Source organism: Methylibium sp. T29-B (genome assembly GCF_000576225.1).
Classification (GTDB): Bacteria; Pseudomonadota; Gammaproteobacteria; order Burkholderiales; family Burkholderiaceae_C; genus Methylibium; species Methylibium petroleiphilum.
The window spans coordinates 1-18,037 of the sequence record NZ_AZSN01000079.1 but is presented as its reverse complement, the minus strand read 5'-3'; the positions used below and the strand labels follow the sequence as shown (position 1 = coordinate 18,037).

The window sequence follows — 18,037 nt, the reverse complement described above, 5'->3', positions numbered from 1 at the left end:
GTTGCCGCCACCCCGGCCGCCGCGCATCGGCCTCGCGCTGGGCGGCGGCGCCGCCCGCGGCTTCGCCCACATCGGCGTGATCCAGGTGCTGGAGGAGCAGGGGATCCGGCCCGACCTCGTGGTCGGTACCTCGGCCGGCAGCTTGGTGGCGGCCCTGTGGGCGGCCGGCCACAGCGGCGCCGAACTCGGCGCGCTGGCCGAGAGCATGGACGAATCGGCCTTGACCGACTGGATGTATCCGGGGCGCGGCCTGCTGCGCGGTGAGGGCTTGGCGCGCTACGTGCGCGAGCACACCGACGGCCGGCAGATCGAGGCCATGAAGCTGCCGCTCGGCATCGTCGCCACCGATCTGGCAAGCGGCGAAGCCATCCTGTTCCAGCGCGGCGACCCGGGTGTCGCGGTGCGGGCGTCGAGCGCGGTGCCGGCGGTGTTCCAGCCGGTCCGGATCGGTGCCCGCGAATACGTCGATGGCGGCCTGGTCGCGCCGGTGCCGGTGCAGTTCGCCCGGCAGATGGGGGCCGAACTGGTCATCGCGGTGGACATCTCCGCAGCCACCGAGGGCCAGCCGACCGGCGACGCCCTCAAGATGTTGCTGCAGACCTTTGCGATCATGGGCCGCAATCTTGGCCAGTACCAGTTGCGCGAGGCGGACGTCGTGATGCGCCCCAAGCTGCAGGGCGTGTCCGGTGCCGATTTCGGTGCCCGCCGGCTGTCGGTACTGGCCGGACGCGAGGCCGCGCTGACGGCGCTGGCCGATCTGCGCACCCGCATCGCGGCCAAGACGCACCGCTGACGCGACGAAGGAAAGTTGCCGCGCCAATAAAAACGGCCCGGAGCAAGTCCGGGCCGAAAGGTACCTGGAACCGATGTTCGCGAGGGTACCGAGGAGACAACCTAACGGTCAGACGCCACGGGCAGCGCAGCGTCTCACACCCATCAGATGGAGGGCAGTCTCACAAGTTCAATACGCCACGCAAAGAAAGTGGCGTCTGCCGGGCGGACGCGCCACCCGGCCCAGTCAGATCAGCGGCGCGCCTTGGTGGCGGCAGCGGTGGCCTTGACGGCGTTGGTGTTCAGCGCCTGGAAGTTGGCTTCGGCCACGTCCTGGGCTTGCTTGGCGGCCTTCGTCACGCTCTCGAGCGCGTTGTTGGCAGCGGCGACGGCCGACTTCACCAGCGCGGCGGCATTCTCGGTGCCGGCCGGGGCGTTCTTGATCGCGGTGTCGACCACGGCCAGGAAGCTCTTCTGCGCTTCGCTGATCTTGCCTTCGGCGATCTTGCTCACTTCGGCGTTGGTGCCCGAGGCGATGTCGTACAGGTGGCGGCTGTAGGCTGCGGCCTTTTCGGCGGCGGGCTGCAGCAGGTTGGCTTGCAGCGCCAGCAGTTCTTGCGCGTCCTTGGCCGACAAGGTGGCCTTGGCGTGCTCGGCGACTTCACCGAGGCCGGACTTCGCGACTTGCAGGTTCAGCTCGACGAGCTTCTCGACGCCTTCGAAGGCCTTGTTGGTGAGACCGAACAGGGTCTCAAGGTTGGCCTTGTGTGCAGCGATGATTTGTTCGGCGGTCAGCATGTGGAGGTCTCCAGAGGTTGCGGGTCAGTGGGGCTGCAACGTTTGGTGCACTGCAGCATAGGATGAAGTATACGGGTGCAGCCGCCGCTTTCAAGTCTTTTTTGTTGCGTTGCAGCAATCTAGTTGCCGACCCCTAGAAGGGCCTCGGGACAGGCGTGCGGGCGGCCGTGCAGAACGCGCGACACAATCCGCGCTCCCATGCACGCCTACTACAGCGACCACTACGTCCTGCCGCTGCCGGCGGGCCATCGTTTCCCGATGGCGAAGTACCGGATGCTGCGGGACCGGCTGGCCGCCGAACTGCCGGCGTTGCGGCTGGTCGAGGCGCCGGCTGCCAGTGACGGCGAGCTCGCGCTGGCGCACGAGCCGGCGTGGGTGAACGCGGTGCTGGACGGCACGCTGAGCGCCACGCAGCAGCGAGAGATCGGTTTCCCTGGTCGGAGGCGATGGTCGAGCGCTCTCGCCGCTCGGTGGGGCGACGATCGCTGCCGCGCGCCGCGCGCTGGACGAGGGCGTGGCGGCCAATCTGGCGGGCGGCACCCACCACGCGTCGGCCGACAAGGGATCGGGCTATTGCGTCTTCAACGACATTGCCGTGGCCGCACGGCTGATGCAGGCCGAGTGGCACCGGGCGCGGCGCACGTTGCTGCGGGTCGCCGTGATCGACCTCGACGTGCACCAGGGCAACGGCACCGCGGCGATCTTCCGCGACGACCCGACCGTCTTCACGCTCTCGCTGCACGGCGAGAAGAACTTTCCCTTCCGCAAGGAGGCGAGCGACCTCGACGTCGAACTGCCCGATGGCTGCCGCGATGCGGCTTATCTGGCGGCGCTGGACGGAGCGCTCGCCACCTTGTGGGCGCGGCACAGCGACGCGCCGCCCGGCCTGGTGTTCTACCTGGCCGGCGCCGATCCGCACGAAGGCGACCGGCTGGGCCGCCTGCGGCTCAGCGCGGCGGGGCTGGCCGAGCGGGACCGGCGCGTGTTCGCCGCCTGCGCCGAGCGCGGCATCCCGGTGGTCATGACGATGGGGGGCGGCTACGGCGTGAACATCGACGACACCGTGACGGTCCAGCTGGCGAGCTACCGCGAGGCGCTTGCCGGCTGGTCGGCCTGGCGGGCACGGGCGGTGGTCACTGCGGACGGGACGGCCGCCACCGGCCTCCGATAATGGATCGCATGTCCGAGACCCCGCCGCCTCCCGACCGACCTGCACCGCGACCGCGCGGCGACTTCCGCTGCTTCCGCGCCATCGTCACGCGCTGGATGGACAACGACGTCTACGGCCACGTCAACAACGTCGTCTACTACAGCTACTTCGATACGGCGGTGAACGGCTACCTGATCGACGCCGGGGTGCTGGACATTCACGCCGGGCCGGTGATCGGCCTGGTGGTCGAGACGCAATGCCGCTACTTCGCGCCGCTGGCCTTCCCGCAGACGATCGAGGCCGGACTGCGCGTCGCGAGCCTGGGCCGCTCCAGCGTGCGCTATGAGGTCGGGCTGTTCGCCCACGGCGACGTGACGAGCGCCGCGCACGGCCACTTCGTGCATGTCTACGTGGACCGCGCGACGCGCCGCCCGGTCGACTTGCCGGCGGCGCTGCGACAGGCGCTGGAAGCGCTGCAGTGACGGGGACGCGACGGCGAAGGAGGGCCGCATGACCGGGCGGTCGACGGCGGTCCTGCCGGTGTTCGACGCCGAGGCCACTGCGGCGCTGCTGCCGGCGGCTCCGCTGGTCGATGCCGTCGCCGATGCCATGCGCGCCCGGCGGGCGGGGCGGCTGGCAGCACCCGAGCGCGGCGTCCTGCCGCTGCCGGAGGGTGGCCGCTACCTGGTCATGCCGGCCGCCGACGAGCACCTGGCTCTCACGAAGTCGCTCACCGTCCATCCGGGCCGGGCCGCGCACGGCCTGCCGACGATCCAGGGGCAGGTGCTGGTGGCCGACGCACGCGACGGCCGGCCGCTGATGCTGCTGGACGCCCCGAGCTCACCGCGCGCCGCACCGCCGCCGTCACGGCGCTCGGCCTGCGCGTACTCTCGACCGCGCCGGTCCGGTCGGTGGCCTTGCTGGGCACCGGCGCGCAGGCGCTGGCGCACGCGCGCGTGCTGGCTGAACTGGGCGAGGTGAGGGCGCTGCATGTCGTGGGCCGGACGACGGCGCAGGCCGACGCGTTCGCTGAGCGGCTGGCGGCCGAACTGGGCAGCGTCGAGCTCACGGCACATGGCCATCTTGCCGACGCCCTCCGTACAGCGCAGGCCGTCGTGACACTGACCACGAGCCTGCGGCCGGTCTTGCCGGACCAACAGCCCGCCGGCCTGCTGGTGGTCGGCGTCGGGGCTTTCACGCCGCAAATGGCCGAGTTGCCGCCAGCGCTGCTGCGGGCGCGCCGCGTCGTCGTCGATGCGCTCGACGGCGCACGCCACGAAGCCGGCGACCTGATCCAGGCGGCAGTGGTCTGGTCCGGCGTCACCGAACTCGTCGACCATCTCGATGCCCGGCCGGAAGGTGGCGCTGCGCCGGTGTTCAAGACCGTCGGCCATGCCGCCTGGGATCTGGCGGCCGCCCACGTCGCGCAGCGTATGCTCACAACTTCCTGACAACTGATATATCAATGCTGACCGTCGCACTCCACCCCCGCCGCGCCGCGCGATGGCATTTCATTCTGCTGGCGTTGGTCGGTTGCCTGCCCACCGTCGCGGGGGCGGCCGAGATCGACGGCAGTGCCCTCGGCGTGGTCTGGGCGGTCCCGTTCGCAGGCATCCTGCTGTCCATCGCCCTGATGCCGCTGCTGGTGCCCGCCTTCTGGCACCACCACTACGGCAAGGTCGCACTCGGCTGGGCGGCGGCCTTCATGCTGCCGTTCGGCGCGCTGTTCGGCGCCGGCGCCGCCGCTGCGGCATTGGTCCATGCGGCGCTGGCGGAATACATCCCGTTCATCATCCTGCTGACCGCGCTGTTCACGGTGGCCGGTGGCATCCACATCCGCGGGAACTTCCACGGCAGCCCGGGCTTCAACGTGGTGCTGATGGCGATCGGCGCGGTGCTGGCGAGCTTCATGGGCACCACCGGGGCGTCGATGCTGCTGATCCGACCGCTGATCCGCGCCAACGACAACCGCCGGCATGCGGCGCATGTCGTCATCTTCTTCATCTTCATCGTCTCGAACGCAGGCGGTTCGCTGACGCCGCTGGGCGACCCGCCGCTGTTCCTCGGCTTCCTGAAGGGGGTGGACTTCTTCTGGACGGTGAAGCACATCTTTCCCGAGACGCTGTTCCTGGTCGGTGCGCTGCTGGCCATCTTCTATGTGATCGACCGCCACTACTACGTGAAGGAAGGTGTGTGCCCGGTCGACCCGACGCCCGACACGCCGGGCTTCGCGATCGAGGGCAAGGTCAATCTGCTGCTGCTGGGCGTGGTGGTCGCACTGGTGCTGATGAGCGGCACCTGGCAGCCGGGCATCGAATTCGCGGTCTTCGGCACCCCGGTCGGCCTGCCGCAACTGGTGCGCGACGTGGCGCTGGTCGGCGTGACGCTGCTGTCACTGAAGCTCACGCCGCGCGGCGTGCACGACAGCAACCAGTTCAACTGGGCGCCGATGCTCGAGGTGGGCAAGCTGTTCGCCGGCATCTTCCTGACCATCGCGCCGGTGCTGGCGATGCTGAAGGCCGGCCCGGCGGGCGTGTTCGCGTCGATCGTCGGGCTCGTCACCGCGCCCGACGGACAGCCGATCCCGGCGATGTACTTCTGGGCGTCGGGGCTGCTGTCGAGTTCCTCGACAACGCGCCGACCTACCTGGTGTTCTTCAACCTCGCCGGCGGCGACCCGCAGGTGCTGATGACGACGCTGGCGCCGGTGCTGGCGGCCATCTCGGCCGGCGCGGTCTTCATGGGCGCGAACAGCTACATCGGCAACGCGCCCAACCTCATGGTCAAGGCGATCGCCGAGGACCGCGGGCTCCGGATGCCCAGCTTCTTCGGCTACATGGTCTGGAGCTGCGGCATCCTGCTGCCGCTGTTCGCGGTGATGACCTTCATCTGGTTTCTCTAGGAGCAAGAACGCATGGACAAGGTCCTGGTGGCGCGTGCCGCCTTCCCCGACATCGTCGATCGCCTGCGCGCGCACTTCGAGGTCGAGGACAACCCGAGCGACACGGTGCTCGACAAGGCACAGCTGATTGCGCGCCTGCAAGGCAAGGCCGGCGCGTTCACCACCGGCAGCGAGCGCATCGACGCCGAGGTGCTGGCGGCCTGCCCGCAGCTGCGTGCGGTCTGCAACATGGCGGTCGGCTACAACAACATCGACGTGGCCGCCTGCACGGCGCGCGGCGTCATCGTCACCAACACGCCCGACGTGCTGACCGAGACCACCGCTGACTTCGGCTTCGCGCTGATGATGGCCGCTGCGCGGCGCATCGCGGAATCGGAACACTACCTGCGGCGCGGCGAATGGACGAAGTGGCACTACGACCAGCTCGTCGGCTCCGACGTGCATGGCGCCACGCTCGGCATCCTCGGCATGGGCCGCATCGGCCAGGCGATCGCACGGCGCGGCGCGCTGGGTTTCGGCATGCCGGTGATCTATCACAACCGTTCGCGGCTGGCGCCGGAGATCGAGGCCGCCCTGAACGCGCGCTACGTCGACAAGGCCACGCTGCTGCGCGAGTCCGATCACCTGGTGCTGGTGCTGCCGTACTCGGCGGCTTCGCACCATGCGATCGGCGCAGTCGAGCTGACGCACATGAAGCCGACCGCCACGCTCACCAACATCGCGCGCGGCGGCGTGGTGGACGACGCGGCGCTCGCCGAGGCTCTGAAGGCGCGCCGCATCGCCGCGGCCGGGCTCGACGTGTTCGAGGGCGAACCGAAGCTGAACCCGGCATTGCTGGAACTGCCCAACGTCGTGCTCACGCCGCACATCGCCAGCGCCTCCGTCGCCACGCGCCGCGCGATGGCGAGCCTGGCGGTCGACAACCTGATCGCGGCGCTGGGCTGCGGGCCGCAGGCTGGTCGTCCGCCGACGCCGGTGAACCCGGAGGTGTTGGCGCCGCGCTGATCGGAATGCCTCGTGCGAGGCCGTCTCGGCGTTTTCCCGCAAATAGAGCGGGAGCTTTTCCCGGTCGTCGACAGCTTGTTGTCAGTTTGAATGACGGACGCGCCTGAGAGCGCGTCTTTCCTCATTCTGACTTTCACGGATTCGACGATGACCCCCTCCAAGAAAACCTCGAGCCGGTTCGCGCCCGGCGTGGCGCTGGCCTGTCTGTCCTCGTTCGGTTCGGCGCAGGAAATCGCGCCCGACCGACGCGCGATCTCGGCCCTGCCGAGCGTGACCGTGACGGGCACGCTGCCGGATCGGCTGGAAGCCGTGCCGGGATCGAGCGCGGTGGTCGGCGCCCGGCAGCTCGAGGCCGAGCGGCCTTATTCGGTCCGCGAGGCGCTGCAGGCCGTGCCCGGCCTGCACGTGGTCGGCGAGGACGCCTTCGGGCTGAATCTGAACATCGGCATCCGCGGGCTGGACCCGCGCCGTACCAGCCGCACGCTGCTGCTGGAGGACGGCATGCCCATCCACCTGGCGCCCTACAGCGACCCGACGGCCCACTACCACACGCCGCTGGAGCGTGTGGAGCGGGTCGAGGTGATCAAGGGCTCGGGCCAGATCGTCCACGGACCGCAGACGGTGGGTGGCGTGATCAACTTCGTGACCAAGCCGGTGCGGCGCAGCTTCGGCGGCGAAGTGGACCTGGCGGTCGGTGACCGCAATTTCAGCCGTGCCGCCGGCGCGGTCGGCAGCGGCGGCGACTGGGGCGGCTGGCTCGCCGAGGCGGCACTGCGCCGAGGCAACGGCAGCCGCGACGGCAGCTTCCACCGCATCCGCGACGCGTCGCTGAAGACCGAGTTCGACCTGGGCGACAAGCAGTCGCTGCGCCTGAAGTTCGGCTACTACGAGGAGGATTCGAAGTTCGGCGAAGCCGGCCTCGACCAGGCCCGCTACGACGCCGACCCGTACCAGAACGCCTTCCGCAACGATGTCTTCGAGCTCGAGCGCACCGCCTTCCAGGCCGTGCACAGCTTCAACTTCTCCGACACCACGCGGCTCGCGACCCAGGTCTACTACCAGAAGACCGATCGCGCCTCGTACCGCCAGCTCGACGCGATCGTCGAGGCCGAAGCGGACGGTGTGGAAGCCGAGAAGGAGCGCGAAGGCCTGCGCTTCGATGAGGTCGGGGCTGACGGTGCGGGCCTCGTTGCCGGCTGTCCGGAGGACATCGACTACACGGTGCCGAATGGCTTCGAGCAGTTCGCGAGCCTGTGCGGCAACCAGATGCGTCCGCGTCGCTACGAGTTCTACGGCATCGAACCGCGCCTCGAGATGCAGCATGGCGCCTTCGGCCTGCGCAGCGAGCTGGTCGCCGGGGTGCGGCTGCACCACGAGAAGGTGAACCGCAAGCGCTACAACGGCGCGACACCCACCGCGCGCGAGCACTCGCCCGGCACCGGACTGCGCGACGAATTCGACATCGAGACTGACGCCGTCGCCGCCTACGTTCAGAACACCTTCTACGCCGGTGACTGGTCGTTCACGCCCGGCGTGCGCTACGAGAGCTACCGTCAGAAGAACCGCATCACGCAGGACGAGTTCGCGCCGGTCACGCCCGGCATCGAGACATCGCAACGCAACAACGAGCTGCTGCCCGGTTTCGGGCTGACCTACTTCGGCCTCGCCAACACCACGCTGTTCGCCGGCATCCACCGCGGCATCGCGCCGCCTCGGCCCGATGCCAACCTGCCACCCGGCGACGCCGACCTGCAGAAGGTCGACCCGGAGCTCAGCACCAACATCGAGCTCGGAATGCGCCATCGTCCGCGGCAGGGCGTGCAGCTGGAGGCCACGCTGTTCCAGATCGACTTCAAGAACCAGATCCTGCCGGGCTACGCGGTCGGCCTGGGGCAGACCTTCGCGAATGCCGGTCGCACCCTCAACCGCGGCGTCGAGTTCGGTTCACGCATCGACTTCGGCCGCCTTCAGGGCCGGCCCCACAACCCCTACCTGACACTGAGCTACACGAGCCTGTTCACCGCCCGGTTCGACAGCGATCTGCTGACGCCCGACTTCGCGCCCGGCGAGGACGAGACCACGGTGTTCGCCAATGCCCGTGGCAAGCGCCTGCCCTACGCGCCGCGGCACCTGCTGTCGGCCGGGCTCGGCTACGAGCACGGCTCGACCTGGGATGCGCGCATCGGCCTCACGCACGTGAGCGAGCAGTACACCGATGCGCTCAACACGCGGGCGCCGGCGGCGGATGGACAGTCGGGCGTGATCCCGAGCTACACGACGCTCAACGCCTCGTTCAACTACCGCCTGAAGCCGCAGGGCGTGACGCTGTACCTGAGCGCCACCAACCTGACCGACAAGCGCTATCTCGTCAGCCGGGTCAACGGGGCCTTCGCCGGTGTGCCGCGCCAGCTCTACGCCGGCGCGCGTTTCAGCTTCTGAGTCGCGGCCCATGCGTCCTGACGCTGCGCCGGCTGCCTATGGGCGGCTGTCCGTCACGATGCACTGGCTGATGCTGGCGCTGATCGCGCTGGCCTACCTGTGCATCGAGCTGCGCGTGCTGTTCGAGCGCGGCACGCCGCTGCGCGAGTTCCTGCGCCATGCGCATTTCTCGATCGGCCTGACGGTGATGGGCCTGGTGCTGGTGCGCCTGTGGGGGCGATGGCGCGGCGGCACGCCGCCCATCGTGCCGGCGCCGCCGCGCGCGCAGCGGCTGGCCGCGCACGCGGTGCACCTGCTGCTGTACGCCTTCATGGTCGGCATGCCGCTGGTCGGCTGGGTGATGCTGAGCCTGCGCGGCGACCCGGTGCCGTTCTTCGGCATCGAGTTACCACCGCTCGCTTCCGAGAACAAGGACCTGGGCAAGTGGCTGCGTGGCTGGCACGGCGACGTGGGGCGCATCGCCTACGGCGTGATCGCGCTGCACGCGGGCGCCGCGCTGTTCCATCACTACCGGCTGCGCGACAACACGCTGCGCCGCATGCTGACGGTGCGCTGAGTTCATGACCGGTCGCGAGGCCGGGACGGGCTGACACAATCACGGCACGATGCAACTGCCCGACTGGTCGCCCCTCCTGGTCCTCGCGCTACTGGCGCTCAATCTCGTGTTGCTGCTGTGGCTGGCGTTGCGTCGGCCCGACGATGCGCCGTTGCGCGGGCTCGGCGAGCGGCTGCAGCAGACCGTCCGTGGCGACGCCGAGCGTCTGGAGCGTGAACTGCGCGGCGAGGTGCAGGAGAGCGCGCGCGGCACACGCCAGGAACTGACCGCCTCGCTCGGCCTGTTTCAGCAGACGCTGCTGAACCAGAGCAGCGACGTGGCGCGCACGCAGAACGAGCAGATCGACTCCTTCCGCACCCAGCTCGCGGCCACGCAGCAGGCACTGTCGGACACGCTGCGCGGCAGCACTGGCGCGCTCACCCAGTCGGCGCTGGCGGCGCGCGAGGCGCAGGACGGCGCGCTCAAGCGCTTCGGAGACAGCCAGGCCGAGCAGCTGCGCGCGCTGTCCGAGGCCAACGAACGACGACTGCTCGAGGTCCGCCAAGCGGTCGAGGCGCGGTTGACGGCGCTGCAGGCCGACAACGAGAAGAAGCTTGAGCAGATGCGTCAGACGGTGGACGAGAAGCTGCACGCCACGCTGGAGCAGCGTCTCGGAGAGAGCTTCAAACAGGTGGCCGACCGGCTGGAGCAGGTGCACCGCGGCCTGGGCGAGATGCAGGGGCTGGCGCGTGACGTGGGTTCGCTCAACCGCGTGCTGACCAACGTCAAGACGCGCGGCGTGTTCGGCGAGGTGCAGCTCGCCGGCTTGCTGGAGCAGGTGTTCACGCCCGAGCAGTACGGCGTCAACGTCGAGACGGTGCCTGGGAGCGGCGCGCGCGTCGAATTCGCGGTTAAGTTCCCGGGGCGGCGCGACGATGGCCTGCCGACCTGGCTGCCGGTCGACGCCAAGTTCCCGCGTGAGGACTACGAGCGCCTGCTCGATGCGCAGGAGCGCGCCGACGCACCGGCGGCCGAGGCGGCGGCGCGGGCGATCGAGCAGCGCCTGCGGTTGGAGGCGCGCACCATCCGTGAGAAGTACGTCGCCGCGCCGCACACCACCGAGTTCGCGATCCTGTTCGTCCCCACCGAGGGCCTGTACGCCGAGGCGCTGCGCCGGCCCGGGCTGGTGGAGGCGTTGCAGCGCGAGCACCGCGTGACGCTGGCCGGCCCCACCACGCTGCTGGCCACGCTGACCAGCCTGCAGATGGGCTTTCGAACGCTGGCGCTCGAGAAGCGATCGGCCGAGGTCTGGGAAGTGCTGGGCGCAGTGAAGCAGGAGTTCGCGAAGTTCGGCGAGGTGCTGGCCAAGACGAAGAAGAAACTCGAGGAGGCCAGCAACACCATCGATGCGGCCCAGACCCGCACGAACGTGATGCAGCGCAAGCTGAAGACGGTCGAGGCCCTGGACGAGACGCGGGCCCAGGCGCTGCTGCCGGGGGGCCTCGAGACCGTGGAAGACGAGGAGCGAGAACCCGTCCCGCGCGACCACCGTGGCTGAGGACGCGCCGGCGGCTCAGCGCGCGAAGGCGCTGGCGCTGCGGTTGCTGCCGCTGATCGGCGGCCAGCTCTGCCTGCACGCCGCGATGACCGGCCTGCGCATGGCCGCGCCACTGCTCGCGCTGCACGAAGGCCACAGCGCAGCAGCGGTCGGCGGGCTGCTGGCCCTGTTCGCGGTCGCGCCGATCGTGCTCGCGTTGCCGGCGGGCCGCATGGCCGACCGTCACGGCTACCACCGCCCGCTGCGCTGGGCCGTGGCGCTCGCCTTCGGCGGCGCCTTGCTGGCCGTGCTGGCGACGCTGCTGCCGGTCGGCTGGCACTACGCGGTGCTGTGTGCCGCCGCGATGTTGTGTGGTGGTGGCGCGAACTTCGGCCTGATCGCGATCCAGCGCACGGCCGGCCGGCTGGTGAGCGACCCGACCGGACTGAAGCGCGTGTTCAGCTGGCTCGGCCTGGCGCCGGCGCTGAGCAATGTGGTCGGCCCGGTGATCGCCGGTGTGGTGATCGACGCGGCCGGCTTCGGTGCCGCCTTCGCGGTGCTGGCCCTGCTGCCGCTCGCGAGCCTGTTGTGGTCGCGCCGGGTGCCGCGCGAGGTGCCCGCAGCGGCTCCCGCCGGTGCGCCGCGCAGCCACCGTGCTTCCTGGGAGTTGCTGACGGCGCCCCCGATGCGCCGGCTGCTGCTGGTGAACTGGCTGCTGTCGAGCAGCTGGGACGTGCACAGCTTCGTGGTGCCGGTGCTGGGCCACGAGCGCGGGCTCAGCGCGTCGGCGATCGGACTGATCCTCGGCGCCTTCGCGCTCGCGGTGGCCGGTGTGCGGCTGGTGATTCCGCTGCTCGCTCACCGGCTGCGCGAGGGCGCGGTGCTGGCCGGCGCGATGCTGCTGACGGCTGCCGTGTTCGCCGTCTATCCGCTGGCGCACGCGGCGCTGGCGATGGGCGCCTGCGCGGTGGTGCTGGGCCTTGCACTCGGCACGGTGCAGCCGATGATCATGTCCACGCTGCACCAGATCACGCCGCAGGCGCGCCACGGCGAGGCGATCGCGCTGCGCTCGATGACCATCAACCTGTCCAGCGCGCTGATGCCGCTCGGCTTCGGCATGGCCGGCGCGGCATTCGGTGCGGCCGGCGTGTTCTGGCTGATGGGCGCGATGGTTGGCGCGGGCGCGTGGCCGGCCCGCCGGCTGGCCGCGACCGGCTGATCCGGGGTCTTCTCAGCGCGGCACCGCGAAGACCGCGTCGTCGGTAGCGACGAACAGGCGGTCGTCATCGGCCGGCGTCACCGGGTGGCCGCCAGTGAAGGCGCCGAACGCCGGCAGCACAGTGCGCTGCGGGCCGACCACGAAGCAGGGCAGCCGCAGGCGCTCGCCACCCCAGGCCAGGTGATGCACCGGATGCAGGTGACCGCAGAGCAGATGCGGCCCGGCCGACGGGCGCGGGTGATGGCCGAATGCGAAGGGATCGAGCTGCCAGGGCTCGTCCACGACCGCGAGGCCCAGGTCGGCCGGCGGGTCGCCGGCGTGGGCGTCGTGGTTGCCGCGCACCAGTGTCAGCGCGAGATCCGCATGGCGCAGACGCCAGGCCCGCAGTGCCGCCAGAGTGGCGCCAGCCTGAGAAGATCGAGCATGAAGGAAGTCGCCGAGGAAGACGATGCCGCGCGCCGGCCGCGATGCCAGCAGCGTGTCCAGCGCCGCCAGATTCTGCGATGTCGTGCCATGCGGCACCGGCAGGCCGCCGGCGCGGAAGGCGGCGGCCTTGCCGAAGTGCACGTCGGCCACCACCAGCAGCCGCTGTCGCGGCCACCATGCGGCCCGGGCGGGCAGCAGTTCGAGGGTTTCGCCGGCGATGTCGATCTGCATGGTCATCACGGAGCGGCGGCTCGCTCGAGTTCGCGCAGCAGCCGCGCGACGCGGTCCGTCAGCGCCTCGGTGCTGAGCGCCTCGCGCAGCCGCTCGACCATCAGCGGGAAGCCGAACGGCGTTGCGCGGCGCAGTTCGACGAAGGCGAGGCGTCGCTGGGTCAGCTCGTTGAGCGTCTCACGCAGCCGGCCGAGCTCCAGCTCCTGTTCCAGCACTTCGCGCTCGGCCTGGCCCAGCAGCAGGTTGCCGGCGTCATGGCGCTGGAACACGTCGAAGAACAGGCTCGACGAAGCCTGCAGCTGCCGTGCGCTGCGCGCCTGGCCCGGGTAGCCCTGGAACACCAGCCTGCAACGCGGGCGATCTCTCGGAATCTTCGGCGCGACAGCTCGGTGGCGTTCAGGCCGGCCAGCACGTCCTCCAGCAATGCGTCGGTCGTCAGCAGGCGCTGCGCGGCCTCTGGCGTCGCGAGCAGCGCGGACCAGTCCACGGGGGTGGCGCTCAGCAGCTCGAAGCCGTAATCGTTGACGGCGATCGAGAAGCTCGCCGGTTGCCGTGCGCCGACACGGTAGGCCAGCAGCGCGGCAAGGCCGACGTGCACGAGGCGCCCGGCGAAGGGATAGAGGAACAGGTGCTGGCCCTCGCGGCTGCGCATAGCCTCGGCCACCAGCACGTCGGCCGCCGGCAGCGCCGACCAGCGCGCCTGCAGTTCGAGCAGAGGGCGCAGCGCCCGCATCTCGGGACCGGGGAAACGGTCACGCGCAGCCTGCTGCAGCCGCTCCAGTGCCGCGTGCGCCAGCTCGGACGACAGGGGCATCTGCCCGCCTTGCCAGCGTGGCACCGCGCCGCGCCGGCCGGTCGCGGGCCGCACGAAGGCGGTCATCTCATGGCTGCGCACGAACTCCAGCCGGCGCCCCCCGAACAGGAAGTGGTCACCGCGGCGCAACCGCGCGATGAACGACTCCTCGATGCTTCCGAGCCGCGTGCCGTTCAGGAAGCGCACCTGCATCGCGGCGTCGGAGACGATGGTGCCGATGCCCATGCGGTGTCGGCGGCCGATCGCCGCATCGGGCACGCGGTACATGCCGTCGTCGTCGGGCAGCACGCGGCGGTACTCGGGGTAGACGACCAGGCTCTGTCCGCCGCGCGCGACGAAGTCGAGCGCCCACTGCCACTCGACATCCGTCAGCGTGCGGTAGGCGTCGGTGCGGCGCACTTCCGCCAGCAGGTCCGACGCGCGAAACCCGCCGCCGAGCGCGACGGTGACGAGGTGCTGCACCAGCACGTCGAGCGGCTTGTCCGGTGCACGGCGCGACTCGATGCGGCGCGCGGCGACCGCGCGGATCGCCGCGGCCGCCTCGAGCAGCTCGAGGCTGTGCGTCGGCACCAGCGTGAGCCGTGAGACCCGGCCGGGCGCATGGCCGCTGCGGCCGGCACGCTGCAGCAGCCGCGCCACGCCCTTCGGGCTGCCGATCTGCAGCACGCGCTCGACCGGCAGGAAGTCGACGCCCAGGTCCAGGCTGGAGGTGCTGACCACCGCCTTCAGCCGGCCCGACTTCAGACCCTCTTCGACCCAGCCGCGCAGTGCAGGATCGAGCGAGCCGTGGTGCAGCGCGAGCACGCCGGCCCAGTCGGGGCGCGCATCGAGCAGCTTCTGGTACCAGATCTCGGCCTGCGAGCGGGTGTTGGTGAAGACCAGCGTGGTCGTGTGCCGGTCGATCTCGTCGATCACCGGCTGCAGCATCTCGATGCCGAGGTGGCCGCCCCAGGGGAAGCGCGACGGGTTCGGCGGCACCAGGGTGTCGACCACCACGCGCTTGGGCAGGCGGCCCTGCACCAGCACGCCCTGGGCGTCGGCGTCGCCGAGCAGCACCTGCCGCGCGCGCGGCAGGTTGCCCAGCGTCGCAGACAGGCCCCACACGACGAGGCGCGGCTGCCAGTGCCGCAGCCGCGCCAGCGCGAGCTGGGTCTGCACGCCGCGCTTGTTGCCCATCAGCTCGTGCCATTCGTCGACGATCACCATGTCGACGTGCTGCAGGCGCCGCGCCGCGTCGGCCTGGCTCAACATCAGCGACAGGCTCTCGGGCGTCGTGACCAGCGCGGCGGGCGGCGACTTCGCCTGGCGCGCGCGCTCGGAGCTCGGCGTGTCACCGGTGCGCAGGCCCACGCGCCAGCCGGGCATCAGCTCGGAGAGCGGCGCCTCGAGCGCACGCTGCGTGTCGGCGGCGAGAGCGCGCATCGGTGTGAGCCACAGCACCCGCAGGCCGCGGCTGTCGTCGGTGCCGGCGGCCCGCTGCTGCAGCGCGCGGCCCAGGGCGGCGAACCAGACCGCGTAGGTCTTGCCGGCGCCGGTGGTGGCGTGCAGCAGGCCGCTTTGGCCGCGCGCGGCCGCCGCCCAGACCCTGCGCTGGAACGCGAACGGCTGCCAGCCGCGAGCGGCGAACCAGCCGTCGAGTGCGGCTGGCGGCGACGCGCGCCGGTTCATGCGAGCAGGCCCTTCAGCGTGGCGAGCGTGTCGGCCTCCTCGACCGGCTTGTCGGGACGTGGCCGAAGGATGCGCGGGAAGCGCACCGCGACGCCCGCCTTGTGGCGCGTCGAGAGAGCGATGCCCTCGAATCCGATCTCGAACACCAGCGTCGGCCGCACGCTGCGCACCGGCCCGAACTTCTCGATCGTCGTCTTGCGGATCACCGCGTCGACGCGAGCGATCTCGGCGTCGCTCAGGCCGGAGTAGGCTTTGGCGAACGGCACCAGGCGGCGCTCGCCGGGCGCACCGTCCGGCGCGGCGTCCCACACCGCGAAGGTGTAGTCGGTGTAGAGCGAGGCGCGCCGCCCGTGGCCGGCCTGGGCGTAGACGAGCACCGCGTCGACGGCATAGGGGTCGACTTTCCACTTCCACCACACGCCGACGTCCTTGGTGCGACCGACGCCATAGCGCGCCTCGCGTGCCTTCAGCATCAGACCCTCGACGCCGCGCTCGCGGGCGGTGTCGCGCAGCACGGCCAGTGCAGCCCAGTCGGGGGCCTGCACCTGGGGCGAGAGCTGCAACGCGGGGTCGGCGGTCGCGGAGATCAGTTGCTCGAGGCGCATGCGCCGCAGGTGCTGGGGCTCGTCGCGCCGGTCGACACCCTCCTGCTCCAGCAGGTCGTAGGCGATCAGCACCGCTGGTAACTCCTGCAGCAGGCGCGCTCCGAGGGTCTTGCGGCCGATGCGCCGCTGCAGGGCTGCGAACGGGGCAGGTCGGCTGTCCTGCCAAACGACGATCTCGCCGTCGATCACCGCGCCGTCGGGCAGCGACAGCTTCGCCAGCTCGGGGAAACGGTCGGTGATCAGCTCCTCGCCGCGCGACCAGAGCCAGGATTGTCCGCCGCGCCGCACGAGCTGGGCGCGGATGCCGTCGTACTTCCATTCGGCCTGCCAATCGGCGAGCGCGCCGAGCGTCTGCGGCTCGGCCTGCAGCGGATGCGCGAGGAAGAACGGGTAGGGCTGGCCGCCGGGCGAGGCGTCGCCGGTTGCGGCCTCCGGCGCCAGCAGCGCGGCGTAGGCGTCGGCCGTCGGCTGGGCGCCCTTGTCGGTCCAGCCCATCAGCCGTTGGGCGATGAGCTTGGCGTCGAGCCCGGCCACCGCGGCCAGCGCGCGCGTGAGTAGCAGCCGCGAGACGCCGACGCGAAAGCCGCCGCCGATCAGCTTGCCGAGCAGGAAGCGGCCGGGGGTGTCGAGTTCGTCCCACGCATCGAACAGCGCCGTGCGCACCTGCTCGGGCGGCGCACCGCGCAAGGGACCGATGCGCTCGCGCATCCAGTCATCGAGGCCGAGCGCGCTGTCGCGCACCGGCGGCGGCAGCACGAGCGCGATCGTCTCGGCCAGATCGCCGACCGCCTCGTAGCAGGCGTCGAACAGCCAGGGCGGCAGGCCGGCGCGCTCGGCGGCCAGTTGACGCAGCAGCGCCGTCGGCACGGCCTGTCGCGGCTTGCCACCGGCCAGGAAGTAGGCCGCCCAGGCGGCATGGCGGGCGGGAGCGGCCCGGAAGTAGGCCGTCAGCGCCTCGAGCTTCTCGTGCGTCGAGGTGGTCGCATCCAGAGCGGCGTAGAGCCGGGCGAAGTCACGCACCGCCGGTCTCCGCGGCCGGCGGGGCGGTCTCGTCCTCGTCGCCGTACTCGGTCTGGAAGGCGGCGGCGTCGAGGCCCTGCTCGCGCAGCCAGCGGATCAGCGGGCCGGTCTCGCCGTGCGTCACGACGATGCGCCCGGCGCCGGTGGCCCCGATCGCCTCCAGCAACGCCGGCCAGTCGGCGTGGTCGGACAGCACGAAGCCGCGGTCGACGCCGCGCCGCCGCCGCGTGCCGCGCAGGCGCATCCAGCCGCTCGCGAAAGCGTCGCGGAACTCGCCGAAGCGCTTCAGCCACGGCGAGCCGGCCGCCGAGGGTGGGGCCAGCACGAGCGCGCGCCGCAGGTCGGCGGGGTCACCGACCTGGTCGACCGTGATCGTGGGCGGCAGCGCCACGCCGGCGGCACGATAGGCGTCGTTGAGCGTCTGCACCGCGCCATGGCAGACGATGGGGCCGATCGAGGCGTCGACGCCGAGCAGCACGCGTTGCGCCTTGCCGAGCGCATAGCAATACAGCACGCTGGCCTGGCCCGCGTCGGCGTTGTCTCGCCACCAGTGCTCGACACCGTCAAACACCTTCGCCGGCGGGTCCCAGTGGTAGATCGGCAGGCCGAAGGTCGATTCGGTGACGAAGGTGTCGCAGCGCAGCGGTTCGAACGGTGCGCAGCTCGCGTCCGGCGCGAGCTTGTAGTCGCCCGAGACCACCCACACGTCGCCACGGTGCTCGAGTCGTACCTGGGCCGAGCCGAGCACGTGGCCGGCGGGGTGCAGCGACAGCGTCACGCCATGGTGCGTGATGCGTTCGCCGTACTCGAGCGTGTCGAGGCTCACATCGCCCAGCCGCGTGCGCACCAGCGTCGCGCCCGCGCGCGCCGCGAGGTAGCGGCCGTGCCCCGGGCGGGCGTGGTCGGCGTGCGCGTGGG

Annotated in this window: 13 protein-coding genes and 3 pseudogenes; 11 read left to right on the top strand and 5 right to left on the bottom strand. The window is 70.9% G+C overall.

Features of this window, described 5'->3' with window-relative positions:
* The first annotated feature begins 1 nt into the window (after nucleotide 1).
* Nucleotides 2-793 (top strand): patatin-like phospholipase family protein, encoded by a 792-nt coding sequence (locus Y694_RS13265; RefSeq protein ID WP_081782244.1) that lies wholly within the window; start codon nucleotides 2-4, stop codon nucleotides 791-793.
* 230 nt (nucleotides 794-1,023) lie between these two features.
* On the opposite strand, the gene phaP is transcribed toward Y694_RS13265, so the two are convergent.
* Nucleotides 1,024-1,569 (bottom strand): TIGR01841 family phasin, encoded by a 546-nt coding sequence (gene phaP / locus Y694_RS13260; RefSeq protein WP_011829105.1) that lies wholly within the window; start codon nucleotides 1,567-1,569, stop codon nucleotides 1,024-1,026.
* Nucleotides 1,570-1,767: 198 nt separating this feature from the next.
* Here phaP and Y694_RS13255 point away from each other — a divergent pair.
* The 10 genes and pseudogenes from Y694_RS13255 (at nucleotide 1,768) to Y694_RS13215 (ending at nucleotide 12,355) form a co-directional block, all read left to right on the top strand.
* Nucleotides 1,768-2,740 (top strand): annotated as a pseudogene (locus Y694_RS13255) (histone deacetylase).
* Nucleotides 2,740-3,201 (top strand): thioesterase family protein, encoded by a 462-nt coding sequence (locus Y694_RS13250; RefSeq protein ID WP_036233185.1) that lies wholly within the window; start codon nucleotides 2,740-2,742, stop codon nucleotides 3,199-3,201. The pseudogene Y694_RS13255 and the gene Y694_RS13250 overlap by 1 nt, the downstream one beginning before the upstream one ends.
* A gap of 28 nt (nucleotides 3,202-3,229) precedes the next feature.
* The gene (locus Y694_RS26515) at nucleotides 3,230-3,700 is read left to right on the top strand and encodes a hypothetical protein (protein WP_051495770.1); all 471 of its coding nucleotides are present in this window, start codon (nucleotides 3,230-3,232) and stop codon (nucleotides 3,698-3,700) included.
* Nucleotides 3,598-4,170: a hypothetical protein gene (locus tag Y694_RS22605; protein WP_081782243.1), complete on the top strand. Its 573-nt coding sequence runs from the start codon at nucleotides 3,598-3,600 to the stop codon at nucleotides 4,168-4,170. Before Y694_RS26515 ends, Y694_RS22605 begins: the two co-directional genes overlap by 103 nt.
* Nucleotides 4,171-4,184: 14 nt before the next feature.
* Nucleotides 4,185-5,620 (top strand): annotated as a pseudogene (locus tag Y694_RS13240) (sodium:proton antiporter).
* A gap of 12 nt (nucleotides 5,621-5,632) precedes the next feature.
* Nucleotides 5,633-6,625 carry a D-glycerate dehydrogenase gene (locus Y694_RS13235; RefSeq protein WP_036233183.1) on the top strand — a complete coding sequence of 331 codons (993 nt, stop codon included), beginning with the start codon at nucleotides 5,633-5,635 and terminating at the stop codon, nucleotides 6,623-6,625.
* Between the two features lie 147 nt (nucleotides 6,626-6,772).
* Entirely contained in the window at nucleotides 6,773-9,064 is a 2,292-nt protein-coding gene (locus Y694_RS13230; protein WP_202796709.1) for a TonB-dependent receptor domain-containing protein, read from the top strand.
* Between the two features lie 10 nt (nucleotides 9,065-9,074).
* Nucleotides 9,075-9,620 (top strand): cytochrome b, encoded by a 546-nt coding sequence (locus Y694_RS13225; protein ID WP_011829112.1) that lies wholly within the window; start codon nucleotides 9,075-9,077, stop codon nucleotides 9,618-9,620.
* A gap of 49 nt (nucleotides 9,621-9,669) precedes the next feature.
* The gene (locus Y694_RS13220) at nucleotides 9,670-11,157 is read left to right on the top strand and encodes a DNA recombination protein RmuC (protein ID WP_011829113.1); all 1,488 of its coding nucleotides are present in this window, start codon (nucleotides 9,670-9,672) and stop codon (nucleotides 11,155-11,157) included.
* On the top strand, nucleotides 11,150-12,355 hold the full coding sequence (locus Y694_RS13215) for an MFS transporter (RefSeq protein ID WP_051495767.1): 1,206 nt from the start codon (nucleotides 11,150-11,152) through the stop codon (nucleotides 12,353-12,355). Before Y694_RS13220 ends, Y694_RS13215 begins: the two co-directional genes overlap by 8 nt.
* Nucleotides 12,356-12,367: 12 nt before the next feature.
* On the opposite strand, the gene pdeM is transcribed toward Y694_RS13215, so the two are convergent.
* From pdeM to Y694_RS13195, 4 genes and pseudogenes are all read right to left on the bottom strand, one after another.
* The gene (gene pdeM, locus Y694_RS13210) at nucleotides 12,368-13,012 is read right to left on the bottom strand and encodes a ligase-associated DNA damage response endonuclease PdeM (protein WP_036233189.1); all 645 of its coding nucleotides are present in this window, start codon (nucleotides 13,010-13,012) and stop codon (nucleotides 12,368-12,370) included.
* Nucleotides 13,013-13,017: 5 nt separating this feature from the next.
* Nucleotides 13,018-15,494, bottom strand: a pseudogene (locus Y694_RS13205) (ligase-associated DNA damage response DEXH box helicase).
* Nucleotides 15,491-17,119 carry an ATP-dependent DNA ligase gene (locus tag Y694_RS13200; protein WP_036233180.1) on the bottom strand — a complete coding sequence of 543 codons (1,629 nt, stop codon included), beginning with the start codon at nucleotides 17,117-17,119 and terminating at the stop codon, nucleotides 15,491-15,493. Before Y694_RS13200 ends, Y694_RS13205 begins: the two are co-directional and overlap by 4 nt.
* A partial coding sequence (locus Y694_RS13195) for a ligase-associated DNA damage response exonuclease (RefSeq protein ID WP_036233178.1) occupies nucleotides 17,112-18,037 on the bottom strand: 926 nt, incomplete at its 5' end. The genes Y694_RS13200 and Y694_RS13195, both read right to left, overlap by 8 nt.